The organism is Streptomyces sp. NPDC005402 (assembly GCF_040606575.1).
Taxonomy (GTDB): domain Bacteria; phylum Actinomycetota; class Actinomycetes; order Streptomycetales; family Streptomycetaceae; genus Streptomyces.
In genome coordinates this window covers 108,677-129,471 of the sequence record NZ_JBEXFB010000004.1, presented here as the reverse complement: position 1 = coordinate 129,471, position 20,795 = coordinate 108,677, and the positions used below count along the sequence as shown (strand labels likewise).

At 69.0% G+C, this 20,795-nt stretch carries 13 protein-coding genes and 1 pseudogene; 9 read left to right on the top strand and 5 right to left on the bottom strand.

Annotated elements, in window-relative coordinates:
- Positions 1-60: 60 nt before the first annotated feature.
- The gene (locus tag ABZT02_RS09015; RefSeq protein ID WP_356015748.1) at positions 61-753 is read left to right on the top strand and encodes an ABC transporter ATP-binding protein; all 693 of its coding nucleotides are present in this window, start codon (positions 61-63) and stop codon (positions 751-753) included.
- 12 nt (positions 754-765) lie between these two features.
- Here ABZT02_RS09015 and ABZT02_RS09010 read toward each other — a convergent pair whose 3' ends face one another.
- Together ABZT02_RS09010 and ABZT02_RS09005 are read right to left on the bottom strand one after the other, a co-directional pair.
- Positions 766-1,746 carry an aldo/keto reductase gene (locus tag ABZT02_RS09010; protein ID WP_356015746.1) on the bottom strand — a complete coding sequence of 327 codons (981 nt, stop codon included), beginning with the start codon at positions 1,744-1,746 and terminating at the stop codon, positions 766-768.
- A gap of 68 nt (positions 1,747-1,814) precedes the next feature.
- Entirely contained in the window at positions 1,815-2,141 is a 327-nt protein-coding gene (locus ABZT02_RS09005; protein ID WP_356015743.1) for a nuclear transport factor 2 family protein, read from the bottom strand.
- 132 nt (positions 2,142-2,273) lie between these two features.
- On the opposite strand from ABZT02_RS09005, the gene ABZT02_RS09000 reads away from it, so the two are divergent.
- From ABZT02_RS09000 to ABZT02_RS08965, 8 genes and pseudogenes are all read left to right on the top strand, one after another.
- Positions 2,274-2,849, top strand: coding sequence for a DoxX family membrane protein (locus ABZT02_RS09000; RefSeq protein ID WP_356015742.1), 576 nt, complete (start codon positions 2,274-2,276; stop codon positions 2,847-2,849).
- Between the two features lie 100 nt (positions 2,850-2,949).
- Positions 2,950-3,306, top strand: a complete 357-nt coding sequence (locus tag ABZT02_RS08995) for a MazG-like family protein (RefSeq protein ID WP_356015740.1) — start codon at positions 2,950-2,952, stop codon at positions 3,304-3,306.
- Between the two features lie 116 nt (positions 3,307-3,422).
- Positions 3,423-4,544 (top strand): Xaa-Pro peptidase family protein, encoded by a 1,122-nt coding sequence (locus ABZT02_RS08990; RefSeq protein ID WP_356015739.1) that lies wholly within the window; start codon positions 3,423-3,425, stop codon positions 4,542-4,544.
- A 136-nt stretch (positions 4,545-4,680) separates the two neighbouring features.
- The gene (locus tag ABZT02_RS08985; RefSeq protein ID WP_356015737.1) at positions 4,681-4,989 is read left to right on the top strand and encodes a hypothetical protein; all 309 of its coding nucleotides are present in this window, start codon (positions 4,681-4,683) and stop codon (positions 4,987-4,989) included.
- A 107-nt stretch (positions 4,990-5,096) separates the two neighbouring features.
- On the top strand, positions 5,097-5,681 hold the full coding sequence (locus ABZT02_RS08980; protein ID WP_356015735.1) for a hypothetical protein: 585 nt from the start codon (positions 5,097-5,099) through the stop codon (positions 5,679-5,681).
- A 22-nt stretch (positions 5,682-5,703) separates the two neighbouring features.
- On the top strand, positions 5,704-7,230 hold the full coding sequence (locus ABZT02_RS08975; RefSeq protein WP_356015733.1) for a putative T7SS-secreted protein: 1,527 nt from the start codon (positions 5,704-5,706) through the stop codon (positions 7,228-7,230).
- A gap of 352 nt (positions 7,231-7,582) precedes the next feature.
- On the top strand, positions 7,583-8,020 hold the full coding sequence (locus ABZT02_RS08970) for a hypothetical protein (RefSeq protein WP_356015731.1): 438 nt from the start codon (positions 7,583-7,585) through the stop codon (positions 8,018-8,020).
- Positions 8,021-8,310: 290 nt separating this feature from the next.
- Positions 8,311-9,157 (top strand): annotated as a pseudogene (locus ABZT02_RS08965) (IS5 family transposase).
- Between the two features lie 49 nt (positions 9,158-9,206).
- Here ABZT02_RS08965 and ABZT02_RS08960 read toward each other — a convergent pair.
- The 3 genes from ABZT02_RS08960 to ABZT02_RS08950 form a co-directional block, all read right to left on the bottom strand.
- Complete coding sequence (locus ABZT02_RS08960) at positions 9,207-11,483, bottom strand: DUF262 domain-containing protein (RefSeq protein ID WP_356015729.1); 2,277 nt, start codon at positions 11,481-11,483, stop codon at positions 9,207-9,209.
- 384 nt (positions 11,484-11,867) lie between these two features.
- The gene (locus tag ABZT02_RS08955) at positions 11,868-14,126 is read right to left on the bottom strand and encodes a UvrD-helicase domain-containing protein (RefSeq protein ID WP_356015728.1); all 2,259 of its coding nucleotides are present in this window, start codon (positions 14,124-14,126) and stop codon (positions 11,868-11,870) included.
- Entirely contained in the window at positions 14,123-20,785 is a 6,663-nt protein-coding gene (locus ABZT02_RS08950) for a DEAD/DEAH box helicase (protein WP_356015726.1), read from the bottom strand. Before ABZT02_RS08950 ends, ABZT02_RS08955 begins: the two co-directional genes overlap by 4 nt.
- Between the last annotated feature and the right edge of the window lie 10 nt (positions 20,786-20,795).

The window sequence follows — 20,795 nt, the reverse complement described above, 5'->3', positions numbered from 1 at the left end:
GGCCCGCTTCCACTCCCCCCGGGGCGGGCCCCACCCACACTTCTTTCCTACGGAGCTCCCATGTACAGACTCACCGGCGTCACCAAGCGCTACACGCGCGGCAAGGAGACCGTCGAGGCACTGCGCGGCGTCGACCTCACCATCGAGGACGGCGACCAGCTGGTCATCCAGGGCCCCACCGGCGGCGGCAAGTCCACGCTGCTCCAGATGATCGGCGGCCTGGACCGCCCCACCGAGGGCAGCGTCGAGCTGGACGGCGTCGACCTCGCGAAGATCAGCGAGGCCAAGCTGACCCGGCTGCGGGCCGAGAAGATCGGCATCATCTTCCAGTCGTTCAACCTCATCCCGACGCTCACCGCGCAGGAGAACGTCGAGACCGCGCTGGTCCCGCTGGGAGTGAAGCCGGCGGAACGGCGTGAGCGGGCGGCCGAGGCACTGCGGTCCGTCGGTCTCGGCGAGCGGCTCAGCCACGCGCCGGCCGAACTCTCCGGCGGGCAGCAGCAGCGGGTGGCCATCGCGCGGGCGCTGGTCAAGAAGCCGAAGGTGCTGCTCGCCGACGAGCCGACCGGCAACCTCGACGAGTCGATGCGGGACGAGATCATGGCGTTGCTGGAAGGGCTGTGGCACGAGTACCGGTTGACGTTCATCATGGTCACGCATGACTCGTCGATCGCGCGGCGGGCGCCGCGGCTGGCGACGATCAAGGCGGGGCAGATCACGCTGACCGATCAGCAACAGTCCTACGCGCAGTAGGGGTTGGGCCGCTTACCGTTCCAGGATCCGGTTGATCTCGGTCAACCGGTCCGCGGCGAGCGGTCCCTTCTCGATCGCGCTCGCGTTCTGCTCCGCCTGGGTCACCGAGCGGAAGCCCGGGATCGGGACCGTCCTCGGGCTGCGGGCCCAGATCCAGGCCAACGCGCCCTGGGCGAGGGTACGGCCGTCGCTCGTCAGGATCTCCTTGAGCGCGTCGATACGGGACAGCCACTCCGGGTCGGCCGACGTGCCGTCACCGAAGCCCTGGAGCCAGGCCGGGGGCTTGCTGCGGATGTCCCCGGCGTCCTGCGGACGTTGCCGCTTGCCCGCGAGCAACCCCATGGCGAGCGGGCTGCGGTTGACGCTCGCGAGCTCCAACTCATCGCACAGTGCCAGCATTTCGGGAGCGTCCTGCATCACGTTGAGCGCGTGCTGTACGGCCGCACAGTGCTCCCCCTGGGCGAACACCGCGGCGCGGGCCGGGTCGTCGGTGCTCCAGGCGTAGGCGCGGATGAGCCCTTCACTCACGAACTCCTCGCACAGGTCCCGGAGTTCGGCCGCGAGGAGCGGGTCGAGGTCGGACAGGTGGAGCTGGTACAGATCGATGTGGTCGGTGCCCAGGCGGTCCAGGGACGCGGTGAGAGCGCGGCGGGCGTACTCCGGTGTGTGGTCGGAACCGGTGAGGGTGCGGGTGTCCTCGTCGAAGACGTTGCCCCACTTGGTGGCGAGGACGACGTCGTCACGGCGCTTGCCCAGCGCCCGTCCGAGCACCCGCTCACTGTGCCCGGCGCCGTAGGTGTCGGCCGTGTCGAAGAAGGTGATGCCCAGGTCGAGGGCGCGCCGGACGGCCCGTACGGACTCCTCGTCGTCGACCTTGCCCCAGCCGAGCGGCTGCCCGTCGGCGTCCTGCCATTCGCCGCCGATCGCCCAGCAGCCGAAGCCGAGCGCGCTGACCTGGATGCCGGAGCGGCCGAAAGTGCGTGTGATCTCCATGCCCCGGAACGTTAGGAGTTGAAGTGCGCTTCAAGGCAAGGGCTTTCCGCACCCGGGTTGTACGACTCTCAGGCCTGGCCGGTCTCGAAGCGGCTGATCCTGCCGTCGTCGCCGACCGTGAAGTCCCAGCGGGTGCGCATCTCGCCCCAGGCGTCGTTGCGGTAGTGGGCGAGGAGGGAACGGCCGCCGTTGGACTCGTTGTCGACGTCGAGATGGCCGTTGGAGGAGAAGATCTCCCGGTCGAGCCACTCGCCGAGGTCACGGTCGCTGCCGTCGTCCGCCATGGTCGCACCCGGCGCGAGCAGGGCCAGGAGGGCCTCGCGGTCATGGGCGTTGACGGCGGAAACGAAGGCACGGACGGCCGGGTCGCTGAATCGGGCGGTCTGAATCGTCATGCCAGCCAGACTCACACCGCGCCCCCGGGCCCGCCACCCGAACGGCCGCGCGAGTGTTCCGGGCAGGTGTGAGCGGTGCGACGGTGGAAACGCGAGGGGGGTCTCGTTCCACTTCTTGTGCTGGGAGTCATCGTGACCGCTTACGACCGACGCGATCTGGGCCTGCTGCTGCTCCGGCTGGGAACCGGGGGTGTACTGGCCGCCCACGGCGCGCAGAAACTGCTCGGCTGGTTCGGTGGCGGTGGCCTCGAGGGAACCGGCCAGTTCATGGAGTCCGTCGGCTACGCGCCGGGCAAGGCGAGCGCCACGGCGGCGGGCCTTGCCGAGGCGGGCGGCGGCACCCTGCTGGCCCTGGGCCTGGCAACCCCGGCGGCGGGCGCGGCGGCGGCCGGCGCGATGGCCGGCGCGTCCGCGGTCCACGCACCCAACGGCTTCTTCAACGCGGGCGGCGGCTACGAGTACGCGGCCTCGCTCGGCCTGACGTTGGCCGGACTCGCTGTCACCGGACCCGGCCGCATCTCCCTGGACCACGCCCTCGGCCACACGGTGAACCGGGGCTGGATGGTGCCGGTGGCGCTCGGAGCGACGGCATTGGTGACGACCCTGGTCGTGGGGGCGCGGAACCGGCGGCTGCGGGAGAAGGAGAGCGGGGGCGACGACGGGCAGGCGTCGCTGTTCGAGGAGGAGGAGGCGTTGTTCGGGGAGTAGTTCGGGGAGTGGACAGACCAGCCGGCCCCCCTGGCCTGACCTTTCTGGGAGGCGGGCGCCCGGCCCCCTGCCCGCCGGCACCCATGACAAGCTGCTCCACATGAGTGATCAGGCCACCACCCCCTCTCCGGACGACTGTGACCTCTGGGAGTCCGTCTACGCCCTGTGGGCCTGGCTGGAGTCGGATCAGCCGGTGAGCGGCCGCGAGGGCCTCCTCCTGCGCATGCTGAAACTCTCCGAGGAGGTCGGCGAGGTCTCCGAGGCGGTCATCGGGGCGATCGGCCAGAACCCCCGCAAGGGCGTCAGCCACACCTGGGAGGACGTCCAGGGCGAGCTGTGCGACGTGGTGATCACCGCGTTGGTGGCACTGCGCACGCTGACCCCGGACACGCGCGAGGTCTTCCACCGCCATCTGACGAGGGTGACGGAACGTTCGCTGGGGCACGGCCACGCCTGACTCACCCACGGTGAGCACAGCGCCGAACTGTCACCCGGTCGGTCTACGCCCCCGGGCACCCCGCACCCCACTCCTCCGACGATGAACCGGACGACGGCAGCGGTCGGAGGAGCCCGATGAACGACACGCCCGCCCCCTTCACAGAACAGGACTACGCGGCCCGTATGACCAGGGCGGCCAGGGACACGACCGAGGCCGGCCTGGCCGGACTGCTCATCACCCCCGGCCCCGACCTGACCTGGCTGTGCGGCTACCGCCCCACCGCGACGACGGAACGCCTCACCCTCCTCGTCCTCAGCCCCGGCTCCGAACCCCGCCTGCTGGTCCCGTCCCTCGAACGCCCCGACGCGGAAGCGGCCCCCGGCGCGAACGCCCTCCGCGTCTCCGACTGGCGCGACGGCCAGGACCCGTACGCGGCAGCCACCGGCCTCCTCCTCCCCAACGGCCGCTACGGCGTCTCCGACACCACCTGGGCCCTCCACCTCCTCGGCCTCCAGGAGGCCCTGCCGCTGACGGCCTACCGCCCCCTGACCGTCGTACTCCCCCTGCTCCGCGCGGTGAAGGACGCCCACGAGGTGGCCCGCCTCACGGCGGCGGGAGCGGCGGCGGACGCGGCGTACGAGGAGATCCTCGCCGCCCGCTTCACCGGCCGCGGCGAGTCCGACGTGGCCGCCGACCTGGCCCACGCGCTCCACGAACAGGGCCTCAGCGAGGTCTTCACGACGGTGGCGTCCGGCCGGAACAGCGCGAACCCGCACCACAGGTCGGGCGACCGGACGCTCAAGAAGGGCGACATGGTGATCCTGGCCTTCGGCGGCCGGATGGACGGCTACTACTCGCACACGGCCCGCACCCTCCACGTGGGCGAACCGACGGAGGAGCAACGCACGGTCCACGACACCGTCCGCACAGCCCAGCAGGCGGCCGTCGAGGCGACCGCCCCCGGCATGACCTGCCAGGAGATCGACCGCAGGGCGCGCCGGCTGCTCAGGGACGCCGGATACGGCGAGTACGCCACCGAACCCACCGGCCACGGCGTCGGAATCACCCCACACGAGCCGCCGCACCTCACCGAGACCGACGAGACCGTCCTCGTCCCCGGCATGTGCTTCTCGATCGGGGCGGGCGTATATCTGCCGGGCCGCTTCGGCGTACGGATCGCGGACGGGGTGACGTGCACGGAGGACGACGGGCGGTGGCTGAACTCGGCCGAACACGGGATGACGATCGTGGAGTGACCGAGAGGCGGCCGGTGAAGGGTCTGTGTACGGCCTAGGATCGAACACCCTGGCGAGATGTCAGAAGCATAGGATGATGTGCCGTTTCTTCGGTCGGGTGGCGGCGCGCAGACATCATCGGGGGAGTACGACAACCGTGGCTGGCTATTACAAGGTTGAACTGGAGGCGCTCGCTCAGCTGACCACACAGCTCAGCGAGTGTGCCAATGAGATGCGTTCGGCGATGAAGCAGCTCAAGGACATCGGCCCCAAGGGGTCGGGCTATGCCGAACTGGAGCAGGCCTGCGACGACTTCCAGGAAAAGTGGGGCTACGGCATTGGTCTGATCGCCGATGCCACCGGTGGCGTCACCGAAGGGCTCTCAGCGTCTCGCAAGATCTACGAGGCGCTGGAAGACCAGATTGCCGAGGCCTTCAGGGGAGCCGGGAAGGCTGACGCCAAGTGATACGGGACCGAGAACCCGCATCTGCGGCACTCCGTTTCCTGGTTCAGCCGGAGTTTCATCCGATACCCATCGGCACAGGCGTCGAGGAGGAAACCTTCGACGAGCGGATGCGGGAGTTCGCCCGCGGCTACTGGGGCGAACAGGACGAGCTGGAGCCGATCCGCAGATTCACCGCCGCCCTGTACGGCGTGAACTCCCAGCGGCTCGCGGCCGGGGGCACGGTCTACCAAGCCCTCGGGATCTTCCCCATCGGCGGGACCGCCGACGGGTCGCAGCCGCCCGAGCGGGTGAGTCGTTGCACGCTCACCGTCAGCGTCCGCGATCTCGACAATCCCGCTCCCCACATCGCGGCGGCCGGCATCGCGGAAACGCTCGACCAGAGCGCGGACGGCGAAGCCCAGTTGGTCACCCTGCCCGCCGGTCCGGCCGTCGTGCACATCGCCGGCTCCCGCGCGGTCTGGACACTCGCCGACGGCGAGCAGGAGAGATTCTTCGTGCGCGTCGAGCTCTGGCTGCCGTTCCCGGAGGAGGACCGGCTCCTGTTGTTGTGTCTGAGCACAGCCGACGTCCAGGATCTCTTCCACTACCAGGCAGTCCTCGCGGACATCGCCGACACCATTGCCTTCGGCGACGCCGAGGACGACCCCGCAGTCGGGGACGACCTCGTCCCGCAGGCACACCCGTTCGGCTGATCGCGTCGAGGGAGACACACGCATGAGCACACAGACCTACGACGCGCTCGGTTTCGACCCGGCCCCCGGCGTGCCGCCATCAGTGGCACAGCTCGTCACGGCTCTCAGCAAGGTGGGCAACCAACTGAACAGTGCCCACAGCACACTCACCCGCGTGGGCAAAGCCGACGGCGCCTGGGAGGGCGACGCCGCGGCCGGCTTCGCCAAGAAGGTCGGAGAGCTGCCGAAATACCTCGCCGACGGACACGCATCGCTGATCGAGGCCGCGCATGCCCTGAACACCTGGCACACGCAACTCACCGACTTCCAGACGCTCGCCGCCCGCTACGAGAGGGAAGCGGAAGACGCTCGCCGTGCGCTCGAGGAGGCGAAGTCCAACCCGGATCTCCGGCTGGCGGGCCGGACCTTCGACACTCAGGCCGCCCTGGACAACGCCCAGAAGGCGCTCGACCACGCCGTCAAACGGGTCGACGAGGCCACCGGCGACCTCAACGCCATCATCAAAAGGGCCCAGGACCTGCTCAGTGAGCACGAGCAGGCCGCGCGTGCGGCCGCCGAGGCCGTTCGCAGGGCTGCCGAGGGCGCCCCTGACGAACCGGGCCTCTTCGACCGTTTCATGGACGCCCTCGACGGCCTTGGCGACAAGATCAAGGATCTCGCCGGTGACGTCTGGAAATGGATACAGGAGCACGCCGACACGATCTACGAGATCGGTGACTGGCTCGGTTACGCCAGCGCCGCGTGCGACGTCCTGGCCGTCGTCTTCTCCGAGACGGTGATCGGCGCGATCGCCTTCGAGGCGATCGGCATGGTGCTGAACGGCGGGGCGCTCGCCTTTCACGGGGTCGGCTGGGCGGCCGGCTCCAAGAAGGGCAACTGGATGGACATCGGTCTCGACCTGGCCGGTTTCATCCCCTTCGGTGACCTGGCTCGCGTCGGAAAGGTGGCCAAGGGAACGTTCACCGGCGTCAAGATCCCCATGAACGTCCTCGACTTCGGGGTGAAGGCCGCCGACTCCTGGAAGCGTGCGGGTGACATCGTCGAGAGTGTCGGCGGAACCGCGAAGTTCGGCGAGGACGCCGAGAAATGGGTGATGCGGAACTGGGGTGAGCTCGGCTCGAAGGCGCATGCCATCCACGTCACCGCCGACACCCTCAAGGATCGCTTCGCGGTCGCCGTCGCCAAGGAGTTCGGGGACTCCACCTTGTACCGGGCGGGTGCCGGGCTGCTGGACAAGCCGTTCCAGAAACTCATGCCGACGCTGGTCGAGAACACACCTCTGGGTCGCATTCCGGCGATCGCCGACTCCGTCAGGCCCGTGATCGACGGCGCGGGCAACACGGTCTCCCACTACGTCGATCCCAGGTCATGGACGGCGCGCGGTTACGAAGCGGTGATGGGCGCGAAAGGGCTGTACACGGAAGGCGCCCGTCTCGTCACGGACGACGTCCAGTACGCCTCCGAGAAGTTCCACGAAAGCGTCGACAGGGCGCGTAATGCCGCCGGGGAGTTCGCCGACCGCGCAGCCGCCGTGAATCCCTTCGGCTGAGTTGGCCCAGCAACTTCGAACCTGCGTCAACAGCGGCCGTATCCTCTACGAATCCGTATCTCACCCGGAGCCGGAGACCAGAATGCACCCCACTCCCCAGGAGCGCCCCTCTTCGGCCTTTCCCGCGCCGATGCAGTCGCCGCAGACCCGATACACATTCGTGGTCAAAGCGAACAACCCTGTCCCGGCAGGATCTCAGCCCGACATCGAGATGAGCTCGACGATCCAATTGACGGGTGCTCAGCGTGAGGCCGCCCCCGCGGCGGAGGTCTTCGAGCGGCGGTCGACGGAGCGGTGGAGTCGCCGGTCTCCGATTCCCTTCTGGATCCACGGCGGAGGCGGGGGTGGGCTGATGTGCTCGATCCAGCCGGCCGGCCCGGACGTCCACGACGTGTACGCCGCCGACGGCACCCCACTGGCCCGCATCACGCGCCGCGCGGGCCGGTTCCTCCCCTGGCCTCGCCGCATCCGGTGGACCGTACAACTCAGCGGCGCGCCGCGGGCGTTCACGGGGAAGGTCGGGAGGGGGGTCACCTGGATGCTGTACGTCCTGAGCTCTCCGGTCTGGCTGCTCTTCTTCCTCTGCATGCTGGTCTACTCACTCTTCGAGGGCGACACGAGCGACACCAGCCTCGACGGCCCGACCCGTACGCGATGGTGTATGAGTGGAGCGGGCACGGCCCTGGACTACCGGGGAATCAACAAGGTGTACCACTACGAGCCCCGGGGGCTGGACGTCCGTGTGGCCTATGCGCAGGCGGTGCTGCATGCGTGGGAGCGGGTGCGCTGATCTGGGGGCGGGGAGGGCAGGGTAGAGGCATCAGCACCGGATGTGAATCCTCGTGAAGGGCAGGCTGTTTCATTTGGATGCGGTGTTATCTCTAGCTTTGCACCTACTGATGGTTTGGTGCTGCCGGGTCTGCAGTGTGGGTCGTGGATGGTGAGGCGGATGGTGTGGGTGACTGGGACGAGGGGCGCCCTACGCCTGTCTCATTCCAGGACGCCCGGGTCTGTTCCGTGATTCGGCAGGGCAGGGTGCACGCCTGGGCACACGCCCCCTATCGGCGGTATGCCCAGGTCGTGACCGACCGTCGTGCGTATCCGAGTGATCTGTCCGATGCCCGCTTGGAGTTGATCGAGCCTGTGCTGTCCGCCTGGCGCTTCGAGCGCTGTGGACGGACCCTGGACTTCGGCAGGCCGCCCCGCACGACCTGCGCGAGATCATGAACGCGATTCTGTACGTGGACCGCACCGGCTGCCAGTGGACCTACCTCCCACATGACTTCCCGCCCCGCCAGACGGTCTACGGCTACTTCGCCAAATGGCAGACCGCCAGCAACTTCGCCCAGCTCAACGGCCTGTTACGGGAGCTGGTGCGCCAGCAGGAGGGCAAGCACCGCCACCCCTCGACCTGCGTGATCGACGCGCAGAGCGTCAAGACCTCCACCTCGGTCCCCGCCAGGACGCAGGCAATCGATGCGGGCAAGAAGATCGCGGGCCGCAAGCGCAGCATCATCACCGACACCCTCGGCCTGCTCCTCGCCGTGCTGGTCACCGTCGCAGGCATCCAGAACTCCACGGCCGGCCGCACCCTCCTGGAGCAGGCCGCCGCCGATCACCTGCGCAAGGCCTGGTCGGCGGCGGCTACCGCAAGCACTTCGCCGAGCACTCCGTTTCGCTCTCGGCATCGACCTCGAAATCGTCCAACGCGCCCCTGGGACCAGGGGATCCACCCCCATTCCGAAACGGTGGGCGGTAGAGCGGACCTACGGCTGGCTGATGCTCCACCGACGTTTGGCACGCGACTACGAAACCCACCCACACCGTTCCGAAGCCATGGTCCACCTCGCCATGACCGACCTCATGGCCCGACGCCTCACCGGAGAGAACAGCATTCTCCTGGCGCGACCCGACATCACCGGATTAAATTCGCATCCCGGGATGAAATAACGGGAGAAAACGACCTCCACGGATGCTCATCCCCAGTGTTCCTCCTGGTAGCGCAGGAGGTCATCGCCGTGGAGTTGCTTGGTGGCGTTGCCGACCCGGACCCAGAAGTCGGTGGTGCCGTTGCCACCCTTGGAAGGCTTGGCGAACACCGGCTTACCTGCCGCGGCAACGCTGATCTGACAGACGACATTGCCAGAAATCTCGGGGAAGCGTACGCGGACGGTGGTCGCTGTCGGGGTCGACAGACTGCTGTCGAGGAGTTGGCGTATGAAGAGCTCATACCCGTCGACGCTGGCCTGCGACTCCAGAGTGGTGAGGTCGTCCTCAATGCCGAGGACGGTTCCGTCGTCAGCGACACCGATGAACAGGTTTCCGCCCTCGCCGTTCAGGAACCCGCAGACGGCCTTGACGATGTTGTGCCGTAGAGACTTGTCGGCCTGCCGGGTGTGCACGTTCCAGCGGGCGCTGGCCTTGAACTCGGTGCCCTGGGACTCGCCCGCGGCGATCATGTCGGCCGGGGTGGTCGGGACGTACGCAGGGCGTTCTCCCGTGAGGGTTTCGAACGCTTCCCTCACGACCTTGGCGATCAGCTGGCGCCGCCGTTCCAGGAAGGTGAAATAGTCGAGCTGTTCCCAGCCGACCGGGAGCGCGTGCCACCGTACCTGCCGCTCAAGCACCTCCGGGTCCATCGCGTCCGTGATACGCGGCCAGTAGTCAAGTGGCGTGTCGGCGCTGGACAGCCCGTCTGCCGGCCAGGTCACATAGGCCATGTTGGCGATGGCATTGACTTGGCGCCGGTCAGTGATACCCAATTCGGCGAGCGCCTTGCGGTGGAACAGGTTGTCCCGGTCGACAGCCTTGGCGGGTTGGACTGAGGGGTCCAGCAGGTCACGGATTCGTTGGTCGCCGAAGAGCATTTCGGCGTCGAGGATGTTGAGCGCCGCCTGGTAGGCGAACAGCACCGGTGAACGCGACGAGGATGTGTCCAGCCGGTTAGGCAGGGAGATGTCCCAGTAGTCGCCGGTGAAGTTCGCTGCGATGATCCGGTCGAGTTCCGCGGTGAAGGCTCGGCCGTCACCTGGCGGCAGACTACCGATCCGTCCCAGGTCGAACTCCATCTGTGACTCCGGCGAGTTGGAGTACCGACCGGTGGTGTGCGCCATGAAGAACCACCGTCCGATCACGGGACGGAGTTCCTCGACCGTCAGCCCGAAATCGTGGCGTCCGATCAGCCAGATCGTGTAGCTGTACAGCAGGGCGTTGTCGGAGGTGATCATCTTGCGACTGCGGAAGCCGGCCGCCGTGACGCACCGGAAGAACTCGTGCCAGCTGGTCAGGTCCAGGACTTTCGTGTGTGCCTGGGCAAGCCGGTCGAACTGCTCCTGCCGTCGAGCGGCGGTGACCTTGCCGGTTTCAAGGTCTTTTCCTCGTAGGACGCTATAGACGTGCTGCAGCCGGGCGCGCCGGAAGGCGACAGCGACGGCTACGCGCAGCAGTTGGTCGGGGCTGGGGTCCAGAAAGGCGTTTCGAGGGCTCGGACCAGGGAGTCCTGCGACCACCGCACTGCGGCTGAAGTCTTCGAGCTGGCGGCGGCCCTTCTCCCAATGCACTGACATCAGGGTGAGGATGAAGTCGGACTGGTTGAGCTTCACGCCTTCGGAGTTGATGCGCACAAAGATGTCGGCGACCTGCTCCTCGTTGGCCGAAGCACCCAGCTCCACAACCTGGAAGGGGAACTCGTGCAGGTCCCGGACCCTGTCTACGCGTTCTTCCAGCTCATCCTTGGCAGCGTCCGACAAGGGCTGGCCGCTGGCCTGTTCGAGCCGGTGGAAGAACTTCCGGACGGAGGGCTTGTAACCACCTTGGGCCCAGAGCGCCGTGATGTCCGGAATGAAGTGGGCGTCACGCTCGATCGCCGCGTCCGTGACCTCGAACGTTTGGGCCTCCGGGTGGAACGCGATGCGAACGTTGATCTCGTCGAAAGACTTGGTGACGATCTTGCGTCCGGTGAGGACAGCGAACAGAGCGGTGAGCCGCTGCTGCCCGTCAACGACCAACAGTTGAGGAGCCCGATCACCGGCTTCCGTGCCGATCTGCCGCGTCCCCACCTCAGCACCGGTCTCCCAGAACATCAGGGTGCCGATCGGGTAGCCCCGATACATCGAGTCGAAGAGATCGCGGGTCTTCGCCGCGGACCAGACGAACGGGCGTTGAATGTCGGGGAGTCCGATACGGCCGCCTTCGATGTTCTCGATCAGGTGCCGGAGCGTGTAACCAGTGTCTCGATACAAAGTGGGTGACACAGCCGAGGGCTCCTAACGCCCGAGGGCAGATGGCCGGAAGCGGTCAGAGCGTGGGAACAGCATTATTTTCTACCACGCGGACACGGTGCAACGCAGGGCCAATGGCGCTCGCCACAAGGAGGAATGCCCGGCGGCGGGACCCAACTAGGGCGATTTTCGGGTGCCATGGGGATGAGTCTCGCCGGAGGGCATCGTCGTGCGTAACGTGCTTTCGTCGCGAGACCCTTGCACGGCACGTTTCGCCCGGACCACCGGCACCGAAACGACGGACTCAGTAACAAGCGCCTCATGTCGACATCGGCCCACGATCATGCGCGATCACGTCGCGGGGCAGGGGGCCTCGCACTGCGTCCGTTGCGCAGTAGCCACACGAGATCACTCTCCTCAGTGGGTACCGGCAGTAACTGCCACGCCTCCCATCAGCGGGCTGGGTTCGCCGTGCCAGACGATGGTGAGCGCGTCCCTGGCCCGTGTCGCGGCGACGAAGAGCAGTGATCGGGCCCGCTTGCACTCCGCCTGGTACCGGGCCGGGTCGGTGCGGCGCAATGCCTCCACGGAAGCCCTCGGGACAAGGCCCCGTTGCACCCCCGCGATGACCATCCGCTGGTACTCAAGCCCCTTGAACCGGTACATCGTGCCGATGTGAACACCCTCGTCGACCCGGGGCCCGTCAGCCGTGATCTCGGTGGACACGATGCCGCTCTTCGCCAGCCTGGCCACCACTTGGGCGACCATGTCGTTCGTCGGGACGCACACCGCGATGTCCTCACGACGGATGTCGTGCCAGGCCTTGATCTGCTCGGTGATCGCGTCCAGTTCCTCCCCCGCGGAGTGGGTGCGCCGGACCACCGGCTCGCTCCCGTACAGCACCGAGCGGTAGCCGGCCAGGGTCTCCTCGTCGCCGTCCAGATCGTCGTAGCTCTCGTCGCCCAGCACACGAAGGGCGGCCTTGAGGATTTCGCGGGTGGTGCGGTAGCTCAGGGTGAGCTTGGCGGAGCGGCCACGAATGTGTACGCCTAGGCTGCCCAGGGTGACGCGATTGTCATAGATGCGCTGGTGGGTGTCACCGACCAGGAAGATGTCGTCCGGCCCGGCAGCAACCATGGCCCGCAGCATCTTCCAATGGGCAGCGGCCAGGTCCTGGGCCTCGTCCACGACGATGTGCCGGTACCGATACCGTTGCCAGGCGCCCGTCGCCGACTCGGCGTGCACGTTGCCGAGACCACCGCGCTCCGCTTTGTCCCGTGCCGCCGCCTCGATCCGTGCCGTGCGTTCCATCTCCAGACGAGCGGCCCGTTCGGCGACTTGGCGGTGGGTCTCCAGGTTTTTCTCGTCGAGCCTCTGGGTGAACCTTTCGGTCAACTGCCAGATGTCGGCCCGGTCCGCGCGGGTGATGCTCCTGCCCCGTCCGGCTCGGCGTGCCTTGAAGTACCCGGCCCGGGAATTGACCGCCTGGCCGAGGATGACCTGGGTCCACTCGTCCATCAGGAATTCGGCGTCCCACTTGGTCTCACCGGTTTCGAGCAGTATCTGCCGCCACTCGTTCAGGGCACGTGTGTCGTCGATACGGCTCTTGACGCTGCCGGGGTCCGCCTCCCTGACTACCCGGGTCGCCAACTGGTCGACATGAGCGATCTCCACCCGGGCCACGGTCTCGGGGCCACCGAGGGCCAGCAGCCGCGCGCGCAGGTCCGCGGCCAGGTTCTTGTTGAAGGTGGTCAGCAGGATCTGCTTGTTGTTGCCGGGTCCCAGCTGGTCCACGAGGTGCTTCACCCGGTGCAGAGCGACGATCGTCTTGCCGGTGCCGGGACCGCCGCCGACCCGGGCCGGACCTGAGTACCGGCGGGTCACGAGCCGTTTCTGGGTGGGGTGGAGGAAGACCTTCCAGCGTCCGAAGTCACCTTCCTCGATGATGCTTTCGAGGTCCTTGTCCGTCGTGATGACCGTGGTGTCGGTGCGCTCCGCCGCCGCCTGGTAGTCCTCCGGGTCGATGTCCTTGACCTCGACCGGCTTGGTGACCTCGTCAAGGACCTGCTGGTACGGGGTGTCACGCAGCCGCAACAGCACCTCGCCGGTGTGCCGCGGGGCGTACTCGACGAGTCCGAGCAGCTCCTCGTCGGAGGTCAGCCGGGCGACGACCGGGATGAGGGGCTCCGCCACGCCGAGCTCCACGAGCTGCTCCGGGGTGACGTCGGCGAACAGCGGACGCTCCTGCACCGGCTGGGGCGTCTCAGGGGCCGAGCGGGGCACCGGCGGGCGTCCCTTGCGTAGCACGCCGGACTCGACGATCTCCAGGTCGACGTAGTCGATGCTGCCGGTGATCTGGTTGATCCCGTACGAGAGACGGTCGAGGTTCTCGTACACGTGCCCCCGGTGCTTGACGGCGACCAGCAGCCACTCCGACTCGCTCAGCTGCAGCAGGAGGGCCCGGTAGTCGGCGTTGACGCGCGCGGAGTGCAGGCGGTCATGGCCTTCGAGCTTCTTCAGCCGCAGGCTCTGCTGGCGGGGGTTGGCCCGGAAGTCGTGCTGGAACTTGTAGACGGCGCCGACGATCGCGCGGTCGAGCTTGACGATCTCCCGGTCGGTCTTCTCCAGCAGGCGCAGCGTGACCTTGGTCGGGGCGGCGGGGGTGGGCGTGGTCATCGTTCGTCTGCTCCCGTACGGTCCGTTCCGGCGATACGTCGTGCGAGGTCGGTGGGGTCCCATTGGAGGGCGGTCCGGGCGTCCCAGCCCGCCGTGGCGAATGCCGCGTCGCGGTCGGCCGCCTCGTAGTCGGGGCCGTCGTCCTCCGTCGCGGCCAGGACGACGGCTGCCTTGGCGGCGGGCCATGCCAGTTCGGCCTGCCATCCGGAGTCGTTCAACTCGTGGCCTGCCTCGGCCGCTGGCACGCCCATGTCGGCGAGACGGTGGGCGAGGTCGCGCAGCCCCGGTTCCTCTTCGTCGAGGAGGGGCAGTACGTCCTCCCAGGCAGCGTCCCTGGCCACCCCGGGCTGCCCGCCTCCCGGTCCCCCCACTCCCGCGGCGACCTGGAGCTGCGCGGCGTCGAAGAGCGGCAGCTCACTCGCGGCGACTTGCCGGGCGTCGCCCTCGCCTTCGGAGAGGAACTGGATGAGGTTCCCCCAGTACAGCCAGGCCTGCCAGCGGTGCTGGTGGGCCGTCGGGTCCTTGGTGACGGCCTCGCGGCTGTCGTCCAGGACGACGAGCGCGGTCCAGGCCGCGGCCACGGGACCCGGCGTCATGTCGACCGCCAGAACGAGCGGGCAGCCGCTCGCGTCGGTCACGCTCACCACTTGGACAGGCCCTTGAGTACCGGGCGTGTCCTCCCCGCGGAGGTGCTGGTTGATCCGGGTAGCCGCGTTCTGGACGGTCGTGGCCGTCCGAACCGCTTCAGGCAGCGCGATCAGACCGGACAGAGCTGCCTGAGTACGCAGTCGCCACCGCCGCGGACCGGGATCGGCGAGGAACTTCAGCAGCGTGACCACGGGGTTCTGCCAGACCGTGTCGCGCAGCTCACGGGGATCGCCGCCGTACTGCCCCTGGAGAACCTGCCCCGCTATCCGCATGGCGTTGTTCTGGTACGGCTCCCAGGCCGGCCGGTCGGAGGCGGCGCCTTCACCGTCCCAGCGGGCCAGGTCGGTCCAAGTCAGCTGGAACACCACCCAGCCCTCGGCACGGAGGCGGGCCCGGCGGGCCGCGTCGTCGGCGATGCGGTTGTGGTCGGCCGAGGCGTGGTACTGGAAGCCGTCGAGATAGATCGCTACCCGCAGAGGTTCAGCGTCCAGTCTGCGGACCACGAAGTCCGGGCGGGTCCAGCCGAGATCCTCCTGGGGCTTGATCTGCCAGTGGACGACGGTGCGCCCGTCCGGTGCCGTGAGCCTGAGATCCGTGGCGATGGTGCCGGAGGGGTCCTGGGCGTGCCGGACGCTCGCCTGGGTGTCCTTGCGGCGGGCCCAGGCTACGAGTCCTTCCAGGAACCAGGCTTCGAGCTCGCTCTCCACCTGGCGCCCCAGGGGGATCTCATGGGTGGCGGCAACCGGGGCGATCTGCCAGCCCTCGACCGCGTCGCCGAGGAACTCGCGCAGCATGCCGAGCGCCGCGCCCCGGCTGACGTGTGCGTACTCACTGCCCGAGACGTGGCGCAGCAGGCAGCGGTGGCAGGCCGCCTTGCCTTCTTCCTTGCAGGGGCAGGTATCGATGCGGTGGCGTGCCGCCACGAGAACGTCCCGGAAGGTGGCCGGGTCGGCGAGGCGGTGCAGATAACCGGTTCCGCCGGGGAGGGTGTCGTACACCACGAGGAAGCGACGCCGGATCTCGCCGCCGCCCGACTGGTCGGGCATGGAGGCCACGACGGCCTCCAGGTGGTCGGGGTTACCGCCGTAGGTCTCCGCGATGCCCGCCCGCAGCAGCGCCTTGAAGGAGGACAACCGTTCCTCGACGTGGGTCGTGGCGGCGGGCAGCAGGATGCGCAGGGCCTCCGTGTGCAGTTCGTGAGCGAGCAGCAGAGAGACGTCGCCGTCCGGGCGGCCCCGGCCTCGGAAGCGAGGGCACCAGGGCCGGTGGTGGGACCGGTCCGGACGGCGGGCGAGGGACGGGCTCAGGGCGTCCGGGGACTGGTCGGGCGCGGGGCGTCCCTTCGCCGTGGCGCCGCCGCACTGGGTGCACACGTAGAAGGGGTTGAGGCGGACGTCCTCGCCCGCGAAGGAGTCGGTGGCGGGGACGTCGAAGCGGCTCTGCCCGAGGTTGAAGGCACGGACCGCGGCTCGTCGGCTGAAGTCCCAGCCGAAGGTGGCTTGTTGGTGCCGCCACGCGGACTCGATGTCCTCGGTGGGGATGTCCACGGCGGTGACGACTGTGTACGTGAGCCTCTCGCGGTCGTCGGACTCGTCCCTGACCCGGGCGTCGTCGCGCCGCTCCCGGGAGGTGACGCGGGTGGGCTGGAGTACCCGGTGCAGACAGCCGCGGTCGCCGATGGCGCTGCCGTGACAGCGCGGGCAGGCGGTGGTGTCGTCCTCGGCCCGGTGTGTGCGGACGTAGCCGCAGCTGGGGCACACCCGCCACACCAGCCACTTGGGGCGTTCGGCACTGCCTATGTCCAGGCCGGAGATTCGGTGCTTGTACCCCTTGAAGTAGAAGAGGTTCCCGGGGGCGTAGTCAGTGAGTGCCAGCCGGGCCGCCCGCTCGTGGCTGACGACCTTGCTGTCGTAGGTGGTGGTCCCGTCCTCGCCCTCCTCGGTCCAGGTGAGGGTCGCCTCCAGTTCCGTGCCACCGTCCACCAGGCTGTAGTTGGGCAGAAGGCCGAGGTCGACCAGGGTGCCGTGGGCGCTCTCCCGGCCGATCTCGGCGAACCGGCGGGCGACGGCGGCCCGTTCGGCGCGCAGTTCGCGGTCCTGCCGGACGTGTTCGGGGTCTCCGGCGATGAGCTGGGCGCGGGCCTCGTCGATGGCGGTGAGGCGGCCGCGCAGGTCGGTCAGGCGCTCTTCCCAGGTGGCGGCGGCTCGTTCGACGGCCGGGCGGAGCCCTTCGGTGGCGAAGGAGCGCAGGGCGTGAGCCGTCTCCTCGTCCACGGCGGGCACGTCGTCCTCGTCGACGAAGAGCGCCAGGAACTCCTCCACGAGATGCGCGCCACGGGCCAGCGCGGCATCCGTGAAGTCGTGCAGCCAGCCGGTGTCTCCGAAGAGGGCGGAGGCGAGTCGGGGCAGCGGGAGCACCTCGGGCGCGCCGTCCTCGTCGGGACCGTGCAGCAGGCCACGGGCCGCGAGGTCGACGAGGCGGGCCACGTACTGGCGGCGCAGGATCTCGGCGGCCGAAAGGTAGCAACCCGGCGGGTGGATCTCGCCCGCGATCATCTGCCGCGGCTCCTGCAGGTAGTAGAGGTCGCGCGGGCCGCGGTCGACGAGGGTGAGGAGGTAGGCGTTGCCGCTGGAGCGTCCGGCCCGGCCGACCCGCTGCACGTAGTTCGCGGGGCCTTTGGGCAGGGAGGCGAGCACCACGGCTGACAGAGCGCCGATGTCGATGCCGAGTTCGAGGGTGGGCGTGCAGGACAGCACATTGGGGTCGGTGTAGTGGGTGCCACGCCGGAACTCTGCCTCGACGGTCTCCCGTTCCTTCCGGGTGAGGGCGCCGGTGTGCTCGGCGGTCACCACGGTGTAGGCACCAGTCTCCCGGTACAGGCGCCGGTAGTAGTCCTTGGTGTAGTCGCGCAGGCGGGCCACCGATTCGTTGCCGGGGTCGGCGGCGCCTGCGAGCAGTTCTCCGGGGCACTGGTAGCGCGGGCAGGGCTGGCGGTGCCAGGCGTCCAGGTGGTCGGGGTGGACCGTCTGCTGCCACGAGCAGACGGGGCAGCACGCGTAGGCGTCGCTCACGATGTCGTCGGCGAGTTTGCGGACCCGGATGTGACCGGGCTGGAGGCCGTAGACCCGGGTCGCACCGTCCTTGGCGGTGTGGACGCAGAGGATGCCGGCCTCGGCCAGGCGCGGCAGCAGGGCACGGACGAACTCGGCGGCCGCGTCGCGGGGCAGGCCCAGGCAGCGTGTGGTCCAGTCCTGGTACCAGTTCTGTGCCGAGCCGAGGGTGTCGAACTGTGTTCTGTCCTTGGCCCGGTCGAGGAGGAAGGCGGGTGCCGAGATGCCGGGTGGGAAGGCGGGCATGCCGGACGGCCGTCCGCCCCATACCAGCCAGCGTCGCACTCCGGCCTCGTCGAGCCAGGGGTCGAGCCAGCGGTGGCGTACGGCGCCCCGGATGCGGAGCCGCTCCAGGATGCCGCGGACGTAGCCGCGGAAGCGTTCCTCGTCCGGCACGGTGCCGTCCGCCAGGGCGACCAGGGCCGGAGTCCGTTGGAGCAGGTCCCGGACGATCTCGGTGGCCTGCCCGGGGTCGGTGAGGTCGACCTCGGCCGCGGCGGTGCGGGTCAGTTCCAGGGTGCGGCCTTGGCGGGAGCGCAGGCCGAATTCGAGTACGGCGGCGAAGGACAGCCGCTCGCCGACCAGCTCCCAGGTGGCGCGGCTGCCCTTGCTGCGGCCTGACAGCAGGAGGTCCACACCGTGGATGTCGTGCAGGGCCGGGGGCGCGACGGCGGCGAGGACGTCACGGTCGACGACCTCGGCCAGGCAGTCCGCCACGATGTCGTTGAGTGGCCGTGCGGTGTCCTCGTCCAGCTGGTCCGCCAGCAGGGCACGCAGGGAGAAGTCGTAGGCGCGGTTGGCGACGAAGCCCGCGCGGTGCGCGGCGTCCTGCACGGAGTCGTTGAACAGCAGCGTGCGCCGCTCCGGGCCGGGCGCCAGTTCGCCGCCGGTGAACAGCTGGGTGATGGACGCGGCGGCCAGGGGGGCGAGTCCGCGGCCGAGGAAGCGGATGGCGTTGCCGGTGGCGCAGTTGGGGCAGCGGTCGTCGGCGGCGGCCTGGTCGTTCATCAGGTCGACGCGGACGAACGCGGCATCCCTGAGGCCCTTGGCCGCGCGCACGCCGTAGGCGTCGGGCCGTTCGAAGTCCTTGGCGGGGTCGATGGGCCGGATGCGGCCCTGTTCTCCGTCGAGAACGAAGACGGAGCCGCGCCGCCCCGTGTCCTCGGCGGGGTCGAAGGCGGACCGGTGAGCCTCGGCGACCGTGGCTGCGATCAGGGTGCGCACCAGCCGTTTGTCCCTGCTGAGGGACGCCTGCCGGATCTTCGCCGGGCTCATCTCCAGTTCGGCCCGGTCGTGTTCGCGGGAGAGAGCGGCCCAGCCCGACCGCCCGCACTGCCGACAGTGGACGGCGGGAAGGAAGACGTTCGCCGGTGGTACGGCGGAGTCGAGGGCCACCGCTGCCTCGGGCCCGTCGGCCACCGGGCCGTCGCCGGCGTCGAGGGTCGTCGCCTGTTCCTCCCGGGGCCGGTCCTCGTCCCAGCGGAACTCAGGCCTGGGTCCGATGCCGCGCAGCACGCGTGAGACCGACCGCACCCACTGGTGGACCTCCACCGTCAGCAGCGGCCGCGGCCGCTGCTCCGTGCTGTCGGGGCCCTGCGCGACGGACAGGAGGGCGATGAACCGGGACAGGGCCTGCGCGGCCTCCTCGGGCTGCTGCTGGACGGCCATGCCCCAGTGGTAGGCGTAGCGCGGCAGCGCGTCCATGATCTCGGCGCGGGTCTTGGGCCGCCCGTCGAGGATCTCTAGGACGGCCGCGGTGAGCCGATGGGTGCGCAGGATCTCGCCGAGCTCGACGGGGGTCGGCGGGCGGTCGCGGTGCTCGTCGGGCCGCCGGGTGAAGGCGTCCACGAGACGGTCCATGGCGTCCGGGTCGCGCAGGGGGTCGCCGAGGGTGATCACGTCCTGCGGGGCCGGGAAGGGCAGCGTGAAGTCCGACTTCCCGGCGAACTGCTGGACGGTCATCCGGTCCTCGCCGATCACCGAGTCCGGGCCGAACGGTGTGCCGAAGACCTGGGCCGCCACGTCGAGGATGGTGCCGCCGCCCTCCGCCGCCGGGAGGTTCAGGGTCCCCGTCACGGCGGGAGCGCTTTCGCCGAGGGTCGCCGAGGTGGCGACGGGACATACGTCGCCGAGCGGGCGGCCGGGCCGTGCCTTGCCGGTGGCGGCGCCGAGCCGTCGCATCAGCATGGCGACGTCCGTGCCCTGGGCACCGTCGTAGGTGTGGAATTCGTCGACCACGACGTAGGCGAGGGCTTCGTCCTGCCAGAGCGGGATGTCCTCGGCGCGCTGGAGCAGCAGGTCCAGCATCTTGTAGTTGGTGATGATGATGTCGGGCCGGGCGCTGCGGATGCGTGCCCGGTCCGTCTGTACGCGCGCGTAGCCGGTGGCGGGCTCGTCGCCGATGTAGAGGGCGGCTGACACCTGGGCCAGGCGAGGGTCCTTGAGCTGCTCGTTGAGGCGCTGTGCCTGGTCGGTGGCGAGCGCGTTCATCGGGTACAGCAGGATCGCCTTGACCCCGTCCTGCCCGGCCGAGCGCGCGCGGCGGCAGTGGTCGAGCACGGGCACCAGGAAGGACTCGGTCTTGCCCGATCCGGTGCCGGTGGTGATCAGGGTCGGGCGGGCCGGCCCGCGCAGCGTGGACAACCGCTGCCAGGCCCGTGCCTGGTGCCGGTAGGGCTCGAAGCCTTCGGGTGCCCATTCCAGAGCCGACTTCCAGGCGTTTCCGGCCGGTTTGAAGGGCGTGCGGATCCGCAGGTACGGGCCACGGAAGATGCCGTCCTGCGGGTCCCGCAGGAAGTCCTCCAGGGCACGCCGCTCACCTTCGTCCGCGAGGGCGAACGTGGTGGTCAGGTACTGCGTGAGGCTGTCCCCGACCTGTTCGGCGGCGAGAGTGGGGCGCACCCGGTGGCTC

Bases quoted from the DNA above. Each gene is read 5' to 3' on its own strand.
- ABZT02_RS09015 (WP_356015748.1), top strand. From the start codon at position 61: ATGTACAGACTCACCGGCGTCACCAAGCGCTACACGCGCGGCAAGGAG.
- ABZT02_RS09010 (WP_356015746.1), bottom strand. From the start codon at position 1,746: ATGGAGATCACACGCACTTTCGGCCGCTCCGGCATCCAGGTCAGCGCG.
- ABZT02_RS09005 (WP_356015743.1), bottom strand. From the start codon at position 2,141: ATGACGATTCAGACCGCCCGATTCAGCGACCCGGCCGTCCGTGCCTTC.
- ABZT02_RS08995 (WP_356015740.1), top strand. From the start codon at position 2,950: ATGAGTGATCAGGCCACCACCCCCTCTCCGGACGACTGTGACCTCTGG.
- ABZT02_RS08990 (WP_356015739.1), top strand. From the start codon at position 3,423: ATGAACGACACGCCCGCCCCCTTCACAGAACAGGACTACGCGGCCCGT.
- ABZT02_RS08980 (WP_356015735.1), top strand. From the start codon at position 5,097: ATGCGGGAGTTCGCCCGCGGCTACTGGGGCGAACAGGACGAGCTGGAG.
- ABZT02_RS08975 (WP_356015733.1), top strand. From the start codon at position 5,704: ATGAGCACACAGACCTACGACGCGCTCGGTTTCGACCCGGCCCCCGGC.
- ABZT02_RS08970 (WP_356015731.1), top strand. From the start codon at position 7,583: ATGTGCTCGATCCAGCCGGCCGGCCCGGACGTCCACGACGTGTACGCC.
- ABZT02_RS08955 (WP_356015728.1), bottom strand. From the start codon at position 14,126: ATGACCACGCCCACCCCCGCCGCCCCGACCAAGGTCACGCTGCGCCTG.